Origin of the sequence: Litoribrevibacter albus (assembly GCF_030159995.1) — a bacterium.
GTDB lineage: Bacteria > Pseudomonadota > Gammaproteobacteria > Pseudomonadales > Litoribrevibacteraceae > Litoribrevibacter > Litoribrevibacter albus.
The window spans coordinates 247,914-264,317 of the sequence record NZ_BSNM01000016.1; the positions used below are offsets into that span (position 1 = coordinate 247,914).

Sequence of the window (16,404 nt, forward strand, 5' to 3'; positions counted from 1 at the left end):
TTCATAATAACGAAAAAAACGCGCATCCACTCGCATATTTCGAACAAGTAGAAGTCTTACAAGGGTCTATGAATGGCAAAACAGTCACGACACGAACTCATCCTGAAACTGGTAGCAGAACATGGCTACATCAGTAACGAAGAGCTTGCCAGTCGCTGCCAGGTTACCCCCCAAACCATTCGCAGAGATCTCAACGAACTGGCCGACAATCAACAGCTGTCACGCCATCACGGTGGTGCCGGTACCAACACCAGCATTGCCAATGCCGCTTACTCACAGCGTCGAGTGATGCAGCATGAGCAAAAGGCGCGTATCGCACAACGCATCGCACAGCAAGTCCCGAACTTCTCCTCGCTGTTTATTAACATTGGTACCACCACCGAAGAAGTGGCCAAAGCCCTGCTCAATCATACCGGCCTACAGATCATTACCAACAACCTTAATGTCGCCAATATTCTCAGTGCCAAAGAGGATTTTGATGTACTTGTAGCCGGTGGCACTGTACGTAAAGACGGCGGCATCGTTGGTCAAGGCACCGAAGATTTCATAAACCAGTTCAAGGTCGATTTCGGCATCGTTGGCATCAGTGGTATTGATGAAGACGGTTCGTTACTGGATTACGACTACCGCGAAGTTCGAGTCTCGCAAGCCATCATCAAGAATTCCCGGCAAGTGCTTTTAGCCGCCGATCATACCAAGTTTGGCCGCAACGCCACTATTCGCCTGGGCAACATCACGGATGCGCACCAGGTCTACACAGATCAAGCCACACCCACAAAGATCAAAGCACTATTGGATGAACATCAGGTCAATCTGATCATCTGCTGATCAACCTAGAGATCCAACACCGTTTTCTAAATCTGATCTTTATTTCAAATAACCCGATTCTTTCATGAATAAGTTTCGGTTTCGTCAAATTCGTCGCATAAATGTTCGCTTACGAATATTTATGTTTGCTTTCGAATATAAATTTGATTATTATCATCAAAAAACAACACATACGAACATAAAGAACCTTCTTATGAACACTCAAACCTTCGATTTGGTCATTGTTGGCGGCGGTATTAACGGCGCAGGTATTGCGGCAGATGCAGCGGGTCGTGGACTCTCTGTGTATCTTTGCGAACAAAAAGACTTTGCCTCTGCAACGTCTTCAGCAAGCAGTAAGTTGATCCACGGGGGTTTGCGTTATCTGGAACATTACGAATTCCGGTTGGTAAAAGAAGCTCTCAAAGAACGCGAAGTGCTACTGGAGATCGCTCCACATCTAGTAAAACCGATGCGCTTTATTCTTCCGCACCAACCACACCTTCGCCCAGCCTGGATGATCCGCAGTGGCTTGTTCCTATACGATCACTTGGGTAAACGCGAAAAGTTGCAGGGTTCTCATAAGGTTAAGTTCCGTGGTGAATCGTCGTTAGACGATAAAATCAAAAAAGGATTTGAATACGCCGATTGCTGGGTGGATGACGCACGACTTGTGATCACCAACCTGCTGTCTGCTCAAGAAAACGGTGCGGTTATTCGTAATCACACCAAGTGTATCGATGCCAAACGCGAGGATGGATATTGGCATTGCGTCATGGAAGACACCCCTTTCGGAGGCGGTGAACGCAAACGTTACACCGTCAAAGCGAAAGCCTTAGTCAACGCTGCAGGCCCTTGGGTCGCCAGCTTCATCAAAGACCAGGTGGAAACCAAATCTCCTTACGGCATTCGCTTAATTAAAGGCAGCCACATTGTCGTACCTCGTATTCATAAAGGGGACGAAGCCTTTATTCTTCAAAACGAAGATCAACGAATCGTGTTTGTGATTCCCTACCTTGAGAAGTTCTCTCTGATCGGAACCACCGATGTTGAGTACAAGGGCGATCCGGGTAAAGTCGCTATTTCAGCCGAAGAAGTAGACTACTTGTTGACGGTCACCAACAAGCACTTCAAACATCAGTTAACTCCGGCGGATTTAATCTGGACCTACTCGGGTGTACGTCCACTGTGCGACGATGAATCAGACAACCCGTCGGCGATTACCCGTGACTATACGCTTGCCATGACGCAACCGGAAAGCGCGCCATTATTGTCTGTGTTTGGCGGGAAAATCACCACATACCGCAAACTCGCAGAAGCCGCGATGACGAAGCTTGGTGATTACTTCCCGGAAATGGGCGAGGCCTGGACGAAACAAAAAGCCTTGCCTGGGGGCGACTTCCCTCACGGTAAAGCACAGTTCAAGCTAATGCTGGAAGAGCGTTATCCATGGCTTCGTCAGGATACCATCAACCGTTATTCAGACGCGTATGGCACGCTGTGCATGAAGTTTCTGGACACCGTACGTTCCCCTGAAGACATGGGCACGCACTTTGGTAACGGATTGTACTCCTGTGAAGTTGATTATCTGGTGAGAAATGAGTGGGTTATTTCTGCAGAAGATCTACTGTGGCGTCGAACCAAACTAGGACTGTTCCTGGATCATCAGCAACAGAATCATTTGAATTACTATCTAGAGAAACATTACAACATTGCACCGAAATTCCAGTAATGAATCTCTGATGACACAACGCACATTCTGCCCAGTGACACTGGGTCAGAACCTAAAAAGAACAGTTACCACAGGTCATTAGACCAAACACCCAGTTTTCCCTTTTTAGACTGCTCAGGTTCCCCGGCCGAGCGGTCTTTCTTTTTTCTATGCTTTGGATTAATTCAGCACGAAAAAGAACAATTACTTGCCCTTAAAAACAGGCAAGCGCTTTTCAAGAAAGGCGTTCACTGCTTCGATATGATCTTCGGTCTGGTGCAAATGCGATTGAACCCGGGCGGACTCATCCAGTAATTCATCTAATGAGGCGGCACGAGCCAAACGCATCAATTTCTTAGTTTCCCGGACCGCCTGGGGCGGATTTGAGGCAATCCGCTTAGCCAAAACCAATGCTTCATCCATCAAGTCATCGTGCTCAACCACTTTAGACACCATACCCCACGCCAACGCCTGTTCAGCCGAGATCATATCACCGGTAAATGCCATTTCAGCCGCTCGCGCATAGCCAACAACTTTAGGCAAAAACCAGGCACCACCATCACCAGGAATTATCCCCAGCTTCACAAAACTTTCGGCGAAACAGGCGCGAGCACTGGCAATACGAATATCCGCCATCATCGCCAAGTCACATCCTGCCCCCACTGCAGCACCATTCACTGCCGCAATCACCGGCACATCCAGTGCAAAAATGGCTTTCGGGATTCGTTGAATGCCCTGACGATAATTCTCCGCCAATTCATTCGGGTCCCCGGCAAACATGCCGGACTTTTCCTTCATGTGCTGAACATTACCACCCGAAGAGAAACCTTTACCTTCCCCCGTCAGAATTAGCACACTCACCGTTGGATCTTGATTAATCGACTCACACAGCGACTCAATGGCCTCGATCATCTCGGGTTCTGAAATGGGATTTCTTAGTTCAGGTAGATTTAGACGGGCCGTTACCACCCCTCCATCCTGGGAAATAAGCAGACAACTCATAGCGATGACATTCCTCTATTAAACTCAACACACAGTGTGGACGACTACCGAGGGAACCGGGAACCAACAGGAACACGTTGAGCACTTGGAAACGCATTCAAGTGCTGCGATATTCGCCATGTGTTTAATAGAGTACGTTAGATTAGATGGACGTCAAGGCTGAAGATTAGCCTGTGATTTGTTGAACCTGAGGATCATCTTGCAGGCATTGTCTTAGCCAGCGTAACGCCTCTTCTTCTTCAGTGAAAATCTGCAATTCCAGACCAGAATCACCGAGGTATTGTTGAACTAAATGTGCCATCAGAGGAGACTCATTAACAACCGCCAACCAACGACAATTATTCTGCGCACACCAGGTAAACTGTGCTCCGATACGCTTCATAACTTCAGGCGATGCTGCTTCAAATCGCTGTAAGACTTCCATAATAGCCCAAGGGCGATCCTGGATTTTCACCACTTCCTTGGCAAACGCCAGCTCATATTCCTGAGCGCCTTCCATGTTGAAGCCACCTTGAGGGCGACAAATAAACAATTGCCCTTCTCGCGTTATATCAGTATGACCGTGCTGCTTTGCCATAAAGACCTCTTCAACTACTCCACATCATTTAAGTCAGGTGATAATCACCTACATCCACAAAGGTTATTATTCATACAACTCAAAGAGCGGGGACTTTAAGCCTTTTCACGATTACGAACAAGTTTTCTTAACGTTTCTTTACAACTCCATGACAGACGGAGACTAAAAAGCCGCACCACTTAGGATGCGGCTTTGGACGTCAGATCAGTAAATTACTGAGCTGTGAGAGGAACTTCTGTCACTGTTCCAGCATCAGAAGTAGTCTGACTCGTGCTCAAAGTGCCTGACCAAATTTCACCCGTGCCATCAGGAATATCAGATCCCTCAAAGTACCAGATGGAATTCGTCGAGAACGCTTTGAACGAAAGAAGACCAGCTTCAGCATCATAACCCACAGGCGCATATCGCTCAGTGAAGATCAGATCTTGCTCATTGATCGTCGTATCAATAACGATTTCAATGGTTCCATTTGGAATCCCATCATCCGCTGTTGAATTAATCGACCAAGTGAATTCAAAGGTCTGATCTGTATCAGTCTCAGTTTCTGCTGGCTCAAAGAATGAACCGGTGCCATCCGCATTAAACGTAACTTCATCACCATCGTCGTACCAGGTATTCGCAGTTAATACATCAGCGTCAACACCACTGACGACACCACCACACTCTTCGTCGTTCACAGATGCTTCAAACGCTTTCAGAGTGTTAGGCTCGACAGGTGCACCCAGCCCTTCAAATGCATTATCGTCCCATCCAGACTCATAGAAACAATCAACTAAGAATACGTCCTGATAAATACTGTCAAACGCATCCACGATGTTGTTTGCTGCAGTCGCATTGAATACCCACTCACCGCCTTCGTCTTCAACGGCACCCGCTTCGACAAAGACACCAGGGCGAACAAAGCCATCATGCACAGCAAAGATACGAACGGCTTCATCATCGTCCGAATCCATCTCGTCCATCAATTCCTCAGGAATCGGTAGCACAATAAGGGATTCGTCTGCACCTAAACCGGTAGGTGATGCATAAGACCATTCTGGAGTTGAACCATCTTCAGGAACAAATAACGTGGTATTACCGTCACCGTAAATAAAGAACTGCGCGGTACGCACGGTGGTCGTTGCTTGAGTTTCTTCATTGACTTCGGTGGTTTCTACCAACTCAACCAATACGTCATCGACCCAAACAGCAACCGTAGAATTAAAGATAGTGTCTGAAGTAGAAGGCGTGTCCGTCACAAGCTGAGTTAACGCAGTTGCAGGCCCTTCGGAGTTATTCACCCAAACGGTCTCACAGTTGCCACCACGGTCAGCCGCTAGCTCATTGGCGTTCCCCCAACAGCTTCCGTCGTCCTCACCTTCGTCATACCACAAGGTATAGTTATCATTAACCGCTGCAACACTGATCTTGACGCCCGTCGCACCGGCACCAAAGACAGCGTCAGAGCCAATGAAAGTAGCCAGATCTTCTTCATCCGCATTCGTCTCTAGGAAGTCTTCAATGTTCTTGCCTTCCAAATCAAGCGCCTGGAGCGTACTTACTTCAAGTTGAAGAGAGTTTACAGCCGAATCCTGTAACAACACGGTTCCTTCGGTCGTATTGACACTTACCACCTCGATGGAATCAGAACTGTTTACCCAGCCCTCAGCCGTCAGTACCAAATCGTCATCGGCATCATCAGAAGTTGGGTCAAAACTTTCGCCTTCCGTCCAATCATCTGCGTCAAAATCGTATTCATAGAAGACTTCACCCGTACTCGAAATGGCACCACGCTCCACTTCAAGCTCATCAAAGTCTTTATTGTAAGGAGAGTTATCCTGACTGAACTCCGTATCCGCCTCAGCCCAGAACCAATTCAATCCACCATTTTGAACCAAACTCGCAATAGTGGTCGTTGTCGCATTTTGAATATCGTCGATTTGTTCGTTAATGATTTCATCAACGGCATCGTTCAATACAGTTTCAAAGTTAACCGTATTACCCTCTTCATCGACAACTTCTTCACCAGATAACAAGTCTGCCAAATCGATGTTTGCATCACTCAGATAATCTTCAAGATTCAATGCTTCTAATTGCTGTTCAACATTACTGATTAACTGTTCGACAGCAGCTACTTGTCCAGGATCATCAACATCGTAAGCATCAAAACCACCATTGGTTTGAACCGTTTCCAGGAACTGCTGATAAGCGACCGTTGATTCAAGATCCACATCAATGTCTGTGGCGGTTGTCGGTGCAAACAAGGCATTTGATGAGGCAAGAGAGTCACCTGCTTCAACAATTAATTCACCATCCACATTGACTGCGATTACGCAATTCAGCTGTGGTACACCAGGCGCTTCAATCACGTAATTTCCAGAACCTGCCGGAGATTCTTCTACCTGATCTGCGGTAAGTTCAAATACTTCCACCGCATTTCCATCAGCATCAACAATCACAACTTTAAAGTTGGTCTCATCGAGACCCGTCGTATCGGCATACGCTTGAGACATCATGGAGACTAATGGATTTGTCCAATCAAAACTGGCCGATGCCAATGTCTGAGGAGCATTGCCTAAGGATACGTTGAAGGTGGTACTTTGACTTGAAGAACTTGAACTAGAGCTTGATGAATCATCGTCATCATCGAACCAATTACATCCAGTAAGTGCTGCTGATATGGCGACTGCTAAAACACCTTTTTTAAACTTATTATCTCGAATCAACTTCATGAATCTCTCCTGAGATCTATCTGTGTCCATAAAGAACGGAACTAACGTTCCAACTTTTTATGCAACTACGACCTTAAGTTACACATTAAGGTTAGACCAAGATATTTAAGATTCGAGGTAATAAGTTTTACATTTTCATACTTCTCGTAGTCAAAGTGTATCTGATCAGTAATTGTTCGTATTCGAACCTAATCAGACCACTGAAATTTCGTCTTAGCTGTCTAATTCTTTGAGGTTTTTGAAATACGCTAATGCCTCTGGATTCTTCAAAGCATCGGTATTTTTTACCGGTTCGTTATGAATCACATTACGCACCGCTAACTCAACGATTTTTCCTGAAATCGTTCGGGGGATATCCGCCACCTGAATAACCTTGGCAGGCACATGTCGTGGTGTCGTATGCTGACGAATAGTGGTTCGGATTCGCTGAACCAGTTCCTCAGTCAATTGAATGCCTTCTTTTAGCACCACGAAAAGCACCACCCGCACATCGTCCTGCCATTGTTGCCCAACTGCGATACTTTCAATGACTTCATCAACCTGTTCAACCTGGCGATAAATTTCCGCCGTGCCAATACGAACCCCGCCCGGATTAAGCACTGCGTCTGAACGACCATGAATCACCATCCCCGAGTGCGCTTGATGGTCATGACGCACTAACTCGCCGTAATCACCGTGGGCCCAAATGTTCGGCCAGGAAGCAAAGTAGGCTTTATGAAACTTGGCACCATCAGGATCATTCCAAAAACCAACCGGCATCGATGGGAACACTTTTTCACACACCAATTCGCCTTTTTCGCCAATCACCGCCTGTCCGTCATCGTCATAGATAGACACCGCCATACCCAACCCAAGGCATTGCAGTTCACCCCGCCACACAGCCAGGTTTGGATTCCCTAATACGAAGCAGGAAATAATGTCCGTCCCACCAGAAATCGAAGACAGACAGACGTCCGGCTTAATGTCCCGATACACATAGTCAAAGCTTTCGTGGGCTAACGGCGAACCTGTGGATAAGACCGCTTTCAATGAAGACAAGTCATGGCTTAGACCAGGCTTCACACCGGCCTTTTCCAACGCGGCAATGTACTTGGCAGACGTACCAAAAATCGACACGGACTCCTGCTCTGCCATATCCCATAAAACCTCAGGGCCAGGATGGAACGGCGAGCCATCAAACAACACCAGGGTGGCGCCCGTCATTAAGCTGGACACCAGCCAATTCCACATCATCCAACCACAAGTGGTGTAATAAAAGATGGTATCGCTTGGCGTCACATCCGTATGCAACATCAGTTCTTTAGCATGCTGAATCAAAGTGCCTCCGGCACTGTGAATCATGCACTTCGGCACGCCTGTGGTTCCGCTGGAATACATCACATACAAAGGATGATCGAAAGGTAATGGTTCAAAGCAAATCTCCGTGGCCTGATCATCTAGAAATTCAGACCAGATAGACACAGCGGAAAACGCACTCTTAAGATCACCAAGGTCAGCAGCACCCAACCGATCATTGAGATAACCGACTACCACCAGCCGTTCCAGAGAGGGTAAATGCTGAATAATTTCAGATACCTTGCTTAAGGAATCCAATGTCTTACCACCGTAATAATAACCATCCGTAGTGATCAGAACTTTGGGCTCAATTTGTCCAAAACGATCCAGCACCCCCTGTAAACCAAAGTCGGGGGAACAGGATGACCAAACGGCCCCCAAACTGGTCGTTGCTAACATCGCAATAACGGTTTCAGGCACATTCGGCATGAATCCGGCCACCCGATCACCAATGCTGACGCCCTGCTTTTTCAGGGCAGACGCGCATTGAGCCACTCGGCCGTATAATTCCTGATAACTGATAGACGTTCGATGACCAGCTTCATCCCGAAACACCAAGGCCGCTTTCGAGGTGTCAAACCCCTCAACCTGGCATGCCTTCAACAGGTTCTCTGCAAAGTTCATTTTGAGATCAGGGAACCAACGAGCACCCGGCATCCGCTGTGAATCTTCCAACACCACCTGACTCGCAGATAGCGCTGGCGTCAATGACGCAAACTCCCAGACAGAACGCCAGAACTCAGAAGGCTGATCGACACTCCACTGCCATAAAGATTGATAGTCCTGCTCCGGCTTACCCACCTTCGCCATAAAAGCAGACATCCGAGTCTGTTGAACTCGTTCAGCAGAGGGTGTCCAAAGAGGTTGATTAGGCTTGGCTTCAGGCATACATAGTTCCTTCGAGTGTCACGGCACATTACGTCGTCAAACAAACATTTCCAGTCACATGCTCAATCATCTAGATCAGTTTAGATGTTCCATCGTTAACCGGATTATAAACAACATTACCTTAACGTAAACGTAAAGCTAATTCCACACTTAACCCCGCCATAACACCGCCTGTCATCTTTTCCAAAATCCATTTTGCAAAATACTTGGATTCAACCTTAATTAGAGATACTTAGGTACCGAATGTAATCCCAGTACCTTGGCTTCTTAGGCATCAAACCAATGTAAGAGGCAGTTCATTTTATAGAGGACGACACACAGAAAGGATCTCTCCGGTTCTGTCTCCTCAAGCCGTATTGGAGGATCCGAGTCATGCCTGTAAGACAACTTACCGAGTATTTAGACGCAAACCGAGTGAGGTACATGGCTCACAACCATGCCCCGACATTCACAGCACAAGAAACCGCTGAAGCAACCCATATTTCCGGAAAAGAAATGGCAAAACCCATCATCATTGAAGTCGATGGTAAACATCTGATGGTCGTCACGGCGGCCTGTGAACGCATCGATTTTGATAGCCTCTCTGATGCCCTGGGTGGCGAACGAGTCAGGCTATGTCATGAAGATGAATTTGAAGATGAGTTTCCGTTTTGTGAAACCGGCAGCATGCCACCCTTTGGCAACCTCTATGGAATGCCGGTGATACTGTCGGCCTATTTATCCAGTCAGGACAGCATCAGCTTTAACGCAGGATCTCATACAGAAATTGTTCAAATGGATATGATTGATTACTGTACGTTAACCCGCCCAAGAGTCGCCCGTTTTACCATACTTCACTGATCATCTTAGAGTTTTCCAAACCAGAGAATTTACTCTGGTTTGGGCTCATGTTAGCGTTACGACTCCGTGGGTTACGTGCAAGGATCGCTCATCATGAGTTCATCAGGTATTGATATTGGTAAAGAGCAGCTCGATCATCCTCTCCGGTTGTCGATTCAACTGCATTTGGGAGAGACGGATTGCTTTGTGCTCTTCATTCGGGATCAAGTGGTACTGAACCAAGATCATTCCCCGTTCTTATCTTTGGAACAAGCTGAACCCTTGATGCAACAAGCATCGCGATTGTTCATCGGCCACACCAAAGAAACGCCCAGCGCCAATGTTTATACCTGTCGATTGCCAGAATCAACCCAGCTGCCCGACGACATGAAGACCTCTAACCTGCGCTCACTGATTTTGCTCGAACATCAGAGTTTACCGAAACTTCTCGGACGTGCCCGACAGTTGTTGGACTGGCATGAGAATCACAGATTCTGCGGTCGATGTGGCGGAAAGACCGAACAAGTGCCTCAGGAATACAGTTTCAAGTGTTCCGACTGCAGCCTGTACTTTTACCCGCGCATCTCACCGTGCGTGATCGTGTTAATCAAGCGCGGCGATCACTGCCTGTTGGCGAAAGGTGCTCATCGTTCTGCCAACTTCTACAGTACGCTGGCGGGCTTTATGGAACCGGGAGAAACGCCGGAACAAGCGGTGAAACGCGAGGTATGGGAAGAAACCGGCATCAAGGTGAAAAACGTCCGTTACTTTGGCAGCCAAAGCTGGCCCTTCCCTTCCCAGCTAATGCTTGGCTACATTGCCGACTATCGGGATGGAGACATCACCATTAACCCCGATGAAATCGAAGACGCCCAATGGTTCCACTTTGATGAGCTACCGACACACCCACCGATCACCAGTATTGCTGGACGATTGATCGAAGAAGGGGTTCGGGAATATCAGCGATCTCAGGATTAAAAGATCACGTCGTTCTGGCATGACCGACATCAGCCCAAGCAGGTCTTGGGCTGAAGTTTATTGCATTCATCAGCCTGATAAATACCTGTCAAAAACATCCTCAATTTAGTCACAAAAAGCCTCCATCGTTAGAATTCTGATACCTCCGAAAATTGGTTAACTATTCAGTCAGAATTCGATGGTATAACAACGAACTTTCTTCCTGACATTTCAACCAATAACCATCTCGACTGGTAAGCATTTCAATTAATAAACATTTCGACCAACACAACCACATTTTGGACTAAGGACAGACCATGCTGTTTTCTGTACATCATCGATCCTGCTATCGAATACTGAGTCTCGCTTCCATTCTCACTCTGACAGCCTGTGGCGGCGGAGGTGGTGGCGGTAGCTCCAATGGTACCACACCGCCCGATACAGGCGTTCCTGCTTCGGAAGCACCAGAAAACCCAATACATCAAGCCTACATTCGGGATATGGACGGAGATACAAATCAGCTGTCCGGGAATCTCCAGATTCAGTTAAATGCCGATTTCTCAGCAGAGAACAGCAATGTCGATACGGTAAACCTCTATTGGGCCACCAATACCGGAACAAAACTGGGGGCTGCATGGCTAGTATCGAACACCAATACACCGTTCCAAATATCGATTCCGGCGAATACCGAGATTCCGGTTGGCAGCGATGGTTTGCTGCTTTTCCCGGCTAATACCGTGGGTGAATCGGATACTGGAACGCGGATTCGTTTCCATGATTTCACAGGCAATGTGAACATGACCGGCCCCGGCGGCAACGAGCAACAAAGTTGGAATTACGGCACAGATCGCCCAACCATCAGCATTCGTCGTACCAATGAACAAGGCGGCTTGTGTTATCTGGATAATGGCTTGGTACAAGTCATCGACATGGCCAATGAGCGGGATACCGTTTGGGAAAATAACAGTGATCAGGCCAATACCGCCAACGATGTCTCCTTTCCTGCCTTTTCGTTCTTATGTGATGACACACCAGAGAATACTGAGCGTCCGATCCTGGCGGACAATAATGTGGATATCTACACCTATTCCACCTTAAACGATGCGATGTTTTACGGCACCTTGGCCTACGATGCCTTTCAGCGTTATTTAGGCGAACCGCCGTTGGAAGACAAGCTCAGATTGCGCGTCCATTATGGCTTGGAAACCGACACGAACGCTTTCTGGGATGGTGCCTATGCCAACTTCGCAGATGCCTATGGCTACGCCTATACCCTCGCCACACTGGACATCATCGGCCATGAAGTGGCCCACGGCGTGCTAAACAGAATCTCCAATCTGAAAGGCTTTGACACAGAACTCAGTCAGGACGCTAAAACCCTGCACGAAGCCTTCAGTGATATTTCCGGCACTATGGTCAAATACCACTTTACCAACAATGCCAATGATTGGGTGTACGGCCAGGAATCCGACGGCGGTCTTCGCTATTTAGACCGCATTAAAACCGAAACCAATGCCATCGACAGCTATCTCGACTACGACGATGCAGGCAATAACTATTACCAGAGAATCGGAATGATCTCATATCCCTTTTATCTGTTGAGCAATCAATGGGGGATCGAGAATGCCTATCAGGTCTATCTGGACTCGGCACGTACCTGCTGGCAAGCCGACACTTCGCTAACTCAAGTCGCACAATGCATTGCGGACTCTGCTGAAGCCTTAGGACACGCAAGAGGCGATGTCGAAAACGCCTTTCGCAGTGTTAAGATTCGTCTCAATGCGGCCGATGTTCTCAGCCATTTTGACTACCGTAACTATAAACTGACGTCCCATTTTACCGACAGCAGTCAAACACCGGCCGAAGTTGATCAATGGCTGTGGGACTTTGGTGATGGAACAACGTCAACAGAACAAAACCCTCAGCACAGCTACGCCGCCTCAGGGGATTACACCGTCAAACTGACCGTCAACGCCACCAATGGCAAAACCGACAACTTTACCCGCACCCTGTCAGTGACAGATCAATATTGCCCAATCCGTAACACGGTCGGCACCAATACTTTGAATCAGGTGGTCTTGGACGGGCAAGACATTGGTTACACAGCAACGGAATCCGATTACACCAACACGGTACTGACTTTAAGTGATCCAGCCAATGTCACTATTAACCTTCAGGGAGCACCGGCCGCAACTGAACGCTCGACAAGCTGGAAAATCTGGATTGATTTAAACGACGACGGAGTCTTTGGTGATGAAGCCGAAGAGTTAGTGTTTGAAAGCACCTCACCGGATGGTCAACCGTATCAATTAACAACGGCACTCGACTTGTCCGGGCTGACCAACGACGGACAACCCAAGTATATGCGGATTGCAGGCAAATATGCCTTGTTTGACCCGTGTACCGGACCAAATCTGGGTGAAGCCCTGGATTTAAGAGCGGCGTGGTAATCGACTGCCACTCTTATCCTTTATTCCTCAATAATCCTTTATTCCTCAATAATCCTTTATTCCTCAATAATCCTTTATTCCTCAATAATCCTTTATTCCTGTGCCATCTCACATGCCATCCTGCCTAACAAGCGGATGGCATTTTTAACGTCTTCGTTCCAGGGCACCGCACAGCTGATGCGTAGATAATTTTGGAAATGATCTGTCCCGGAGAACACCGCACCCGGCACAATGGTCACGCCCTCATGCAATGCTTTTTCTTGCAGCTCAACCACCCGTACATTTTCTGGCAGACACACCCACAAAATAAAGCCACCACGTGGTTCCGAAATTAACGTACCATCCGGAAAATTACACTTAATTAGCTGTTTAAAGTTATTCAGGTTTTCCTGATACGCCGCTCGTACAGTGCGTAAATGACGATCGTAATGCCCGCCTTCCAGGTAAGCATGTAATGCGAATTGCGATATGCTCGCCGCAGAGAAGGTATTGAAGGTCTGTAACCACTCCAGCTCATCGCGATAACGACCAGGAATCGTCCAGCCCACACGAAGTCCCGGTGCAATGGTCTTTGAAAACGACGAACAGTAAATCACCCGGCCATCCACATCCAAAGCTTTCATGGTATGGTTTTTTTCACCTTCAAAACCTAAGTCACCATAAATATCATCTTCGATGATTGGCACATCGTAGACTTTACAGAGCTGATAAATCTGCTTTTGCTTAAACAGCGGAATTGATGCGCCTGTCGGGTTACTGTGGCGACAGGTCAACGCTACGGCTTTTACATCCCACTGTTGTAAAGCCAGCTTCAACGCTTCAAAGCCAATACCCTCCACAGGGTCGGTCGGGATTTCAATAAGCTTTAATCCCAGAACATCCGCTAACTGGTAGAAACCGTAATAACACGGCGACTCTACAGCAACTATGTCACCAGCTTTGGTGGTCGCTCTCAACGCAATGTTCAGTGCTTCCGAACAACCATTGGTAATAATGATGTCATCGGAAGTACAGCGCACATTACTGTACCGCATACGCTGAGCAATCTGGGTACGTAATGGCTCATGACCCGGAGTGAACTGATAACTGAACACTTCACGAGAATTAAAGCGGGTTACTTTCTGAATGTAGGTTTGTAGGGCCTTGGCTGGGATGAAGTGCAGATCAGGAATCGCCGCCCCCAAATTGACCATATCGGAACGATTACAGTGCGCCAGCATATGCTGGATCATGTCACTCTTACTGCAAATACTCGGCTCACCCCCGGGAGACATTGGCGGTGGAGACAGCGGCTCATTAGCCCCCTCCCGCACATAATAGCCCGCTTGAGGTCGAGCAATTAAAAACCCTTGGTCTTCGAGCAAGGCATAGGCTTGGGTTACGGTAGAGATACTGACACTGCGCTGTTTACTCAACTTACGAACACTGGGTACTTTTTGACCAGATCCGTAGATGCCATTTTGAATATCCTCAGCAATTTCATTGGCCACGAGTTGGTACAACGTACTCTTTTCGGCTGATGAAGACATGACTGTAACCCTCAGTAATATTTAGTATCCAATAGAAAACAGCACAGATAATTTTTTATCTCACATAAGAAAAAAACCAGCTATCGCCTGTAATTACCCTCTCTAGACCTTGTTCTATAAGGCTTTGAGCAAAGTGTACACTGTTTCCTGTCATGCTCTTGAGTACAGTTTAGATGAAAAGAACCAGTACAGTTTCAAAATTTTCCCAAACTGTTATGCAAATTTAAAACTGTACTGCCTCTAACTGTACCTGTGCATTTTCTAGACAATACATCTCCATGGATCGACATCAAATTCAAGACGTCAGATCCCAATAAAAAACAATTCTTAGCAACCGACTTTTTACCGATGGCAAAGCGTACATTCAAAGCACCCCATCGTTAGACGTCATAACACTGGAGGGTTAACAATGGACTTATTAACAAGACCAACACTATCAACTGCATCCTCCTCCAGGGAGCGTGCACTGACTCACAAAGATGCTGGCACCATTAAGATGCGCCGCATGGCTGAACACGCAATTAACATTGATGCGCCAAACTACAAAGGCATTGCCAAAGGGTTTGTTGCGGTCGTGTTATTCAGCTTAACAGTGCCGATGACGAAGATTGCTTTGACCGGTTTCAGCCCCGAAGCCATTGCCGCCGTCCGCGTATTATTAGCTGGCGTCTTCAGCCTCTTTTTGATTGGCAAACTGTCCAGCCGATTGCCTACGTTGCGTGAAACCGGTGGTTTGTTAGTGGCAGGTCTTGGGATCTGTATTGGTTTTCCATACGGCATCAGCGTGGCCTTACAGCAGACCTCGGCGGTTGAAATGGGCGTCGCGCTGTCAGCACTGCCACTGTTAACCGCTATTCTGGCGGTCTTTGTTGCCAAGGAACGTCATAACGTAGGCTTCTGGATCAGCGCTTTTGCCGGATTTGCACTACTGAGCCATTACTTTACTAACGGACTGTCGGTTGATCTGCCTGCTTCGCTCTTACTGACCTTAGCGTCTGCAAGCTTTGGCTACGCCATTGGTGGACATGTAGCAAAAACACTGGGCGGATGGCAGACCATTTGCTGGATGATGATCTTGTATCTTCCAGTCTCTGGTTTGATCTTTGGCTACTATGCAATGGATGGATTCTCGTGGAATCTGGAAGCCGGCCTGGCCCTCATTTACCTGGCTCTGATCAGCCAATGGTTAGGCTTCCACTTCTGGTACGACGGCATGGCACAAGCAGGCATTGGCCGAATCAGCCAACTGCAACTGTTGCAACCGTTCTTAACATTAATCTTTGCCGCACTGTTACTGGGTGAGGCACTGGAATTGAGTCAACTTACTTACGTGTTGTTAATTGCAGCCGCAGTCTTCGGAGCGCTGAAATTCAGATAACACCTGATACTCGAAATTTAGGATAACTGCCTTGTCCTATCCCTAAGTCTCGGAGTTCTTGTCTCCCTTTGCTCGAAAGAGCGCTAAGAACTTCGATTCTCTCACTGAGAGTCTTCGGCCGGTCACTGACCGGCCTTTTTTTGTCCTGAAAACAGGCCACCGATCCCAAATTCATAAGTTTTTACACTTGATAACGCTTAAAAACTAAACCTAAAGTATTAAACAGCGTACACTTGCCTC

Annotated in this window: 11 protein-coding genes; 6 read left to right on the top strand and 5 right to left on the bottom strand. The window is 47.4% G+C overall.

Features of this window, described 5'->3' with window-relative positions; all coding sequences use genetic code 11:
• The first annotated feature begins 72 nt into the window (after positions 1 to 72).
• Both QQL66_RS15920 and glpD read left to right on the top strand, forming a co-directional pair.
• Positions 73 to 828: a DeoR/GlpR family transcriptional regulator gene (locus tag QQL66_RS15920; protein ID WP_284382740.1), complete on the top strand. Its 756-nt coding sequence runs from the start codon at positions 73 to 75 to the stop codon at positions 826 to 828.
• Positions 829 to 1,021: 193 nt separating this feature from the next.
• On the top strand, positions 1,022 to 2,539 hold the full coding sequence (gene glpD / locus QQL66_RS15925) for a glycerol-3-phosphate dehydrogenase (protein WP_284382741.1): 1,518 nt from the start codon (positions 1,022 to 1,024) through the stop codon (positions 2,537 to 2,539).
• A 183-nt stretch (positions 2,540 to 2,722) separates the two neighbouring features.
• Here the strand turns inward: glpD and QQL66_RS15930 are convergent, their stop codons facing one another.
• The 4 genes from QQL66_RS15930 to QQL66_RS15945 all read right to left on the bottom strand — a co-directional run bounded on the left by QQL66_RS15930 (position 2,723) and on the right by QQL66_RS15945 (position 9,031).
• The gene (locus QQL66_RS15930; RefSeq protein ID WP_284382743.1) at positions 2,723 to 3,520 is read right to left on the bottom strand and encodes a crotonase/enoyl-CoA hydratase family protein; all 798 of its coding nucleotides are present in this window, start codon (positions 3,518 to 3,520) and stop codon (positions 2,723 to 2,725) included.
• A gap of 166 nt (positions 3,521 to 3,686) precedes the next feature.
• The gene (locus QQL66_RS15935) at positions 3,687 to 4,097 is read right to left on the bottom strand and encodes a hypothetical protein (RefSeq protein WP_284382744.1); all 411 of its coding nucleotides are present in this window, start codon (positions 4,095 to 4,097) and stop codon (positions 3,687 to 3,689) included.
• 212 nt (positions 4,098 to 4,309) lie between these two features.
• A complete protein-coding gene (locus QQL66_RS15940; RefSeq protein ID WP_284382747.1) occupies positions 4,310 to 6,808 on the bottom strand; it encodes a hypothetical protein in 2,499 nt (832 codons plus the stop codon).
• 213 nt (positions 6,809 to 7,021) lie between these two features.
• Entirely contained in the window at positions 7,022 to 9,031 is a 2,010-nt protein-coding gene (locus QQL66_RS15945; RefSeq protein ID WP_284382748.1) for an acetoacetate--CoA ligase, read from the bottom strand.
• A gap of 372 nt (positions 9,032 to 9,403) precedes the next feature.
• Between QQL66_RS15945 and QQL66_RS15950 the strand changes: the two genes are divergently transcribed.
• From QQL66_RS15950 to QQL66_RS15960, 3 genes are all read left to right on the top strand, one after another.
• Positions 9,404 to 9,871, top strand: coding sequence for an aminoacyl-tRNA deacylase (locus tag QQL66_RS15950; protein WP_284382750.1), 468 nt, complete (start codon positions 9,404 to 9,406; stop codon positions 9,869 to 9,871).
• A gap of 93 nt (positions 9,872 to 9,964) precedes the next feature.
• Positions 9,965 to 10,828, top strand: a complete 864-nt coding sequence (gene nudC / locus QQL66_RS15955) for an NAD(+) diphosphatase (protein WP_284382752.1) — start codon at positions 9,965 to 9,967, stop codon at positions 10,826 to 10,828.
• Between the two features lie 296 nt (positions 10,829 to 11,124).
• On the top strand, positions 11,125 to 13,257 hold the full coding sequence (locus tag QQL66_RS15960) for a PKD domain-containing protein (protein WP_284382753.1): 2,133 nt from the start codon (positions 11,125 to 11,127) through the stop codon (positions 13,255 to 13,257).
• A gap of 92 nt (positions 13,258 to 13,349) precedes the next feature.
• On the opposite strand, the gene QQL66_RS15965 is transcribed toward QQL66_RS15960, so the two are convergent.
• Positions 13,350 to 14,786: an aminotransferase-like domain-containing protein gene (locus tag QQL66_RS15965; RefSeq protein ID WP_284382754.1), complete on the bottom strand. Its 1,437-nt coding sequence runs from the start codon at positions 14,784 to 14,786 to the stop codon at positions 13,350 to 13,352.
• A 409-nt stretch (positions 14,787 to 15,195) separates the two neighbouring features.
• On the opposite strand from QQL66_RS15965, the gene QQL66_RS15970 reads away from it, so the two are divergent.
• A complete protein-coding gene (locus QQL66_RS15970; RefSeq protein WP_284382756.1) occupies positions 15,196 to 16,164 on the top strand; it encodes a DMT family transporter in 969 nt (322 codons plus the stop codon).
• The last annotated feature ends 240 nt before the right edge of the window (positions 16,165 to 16,404 follow it).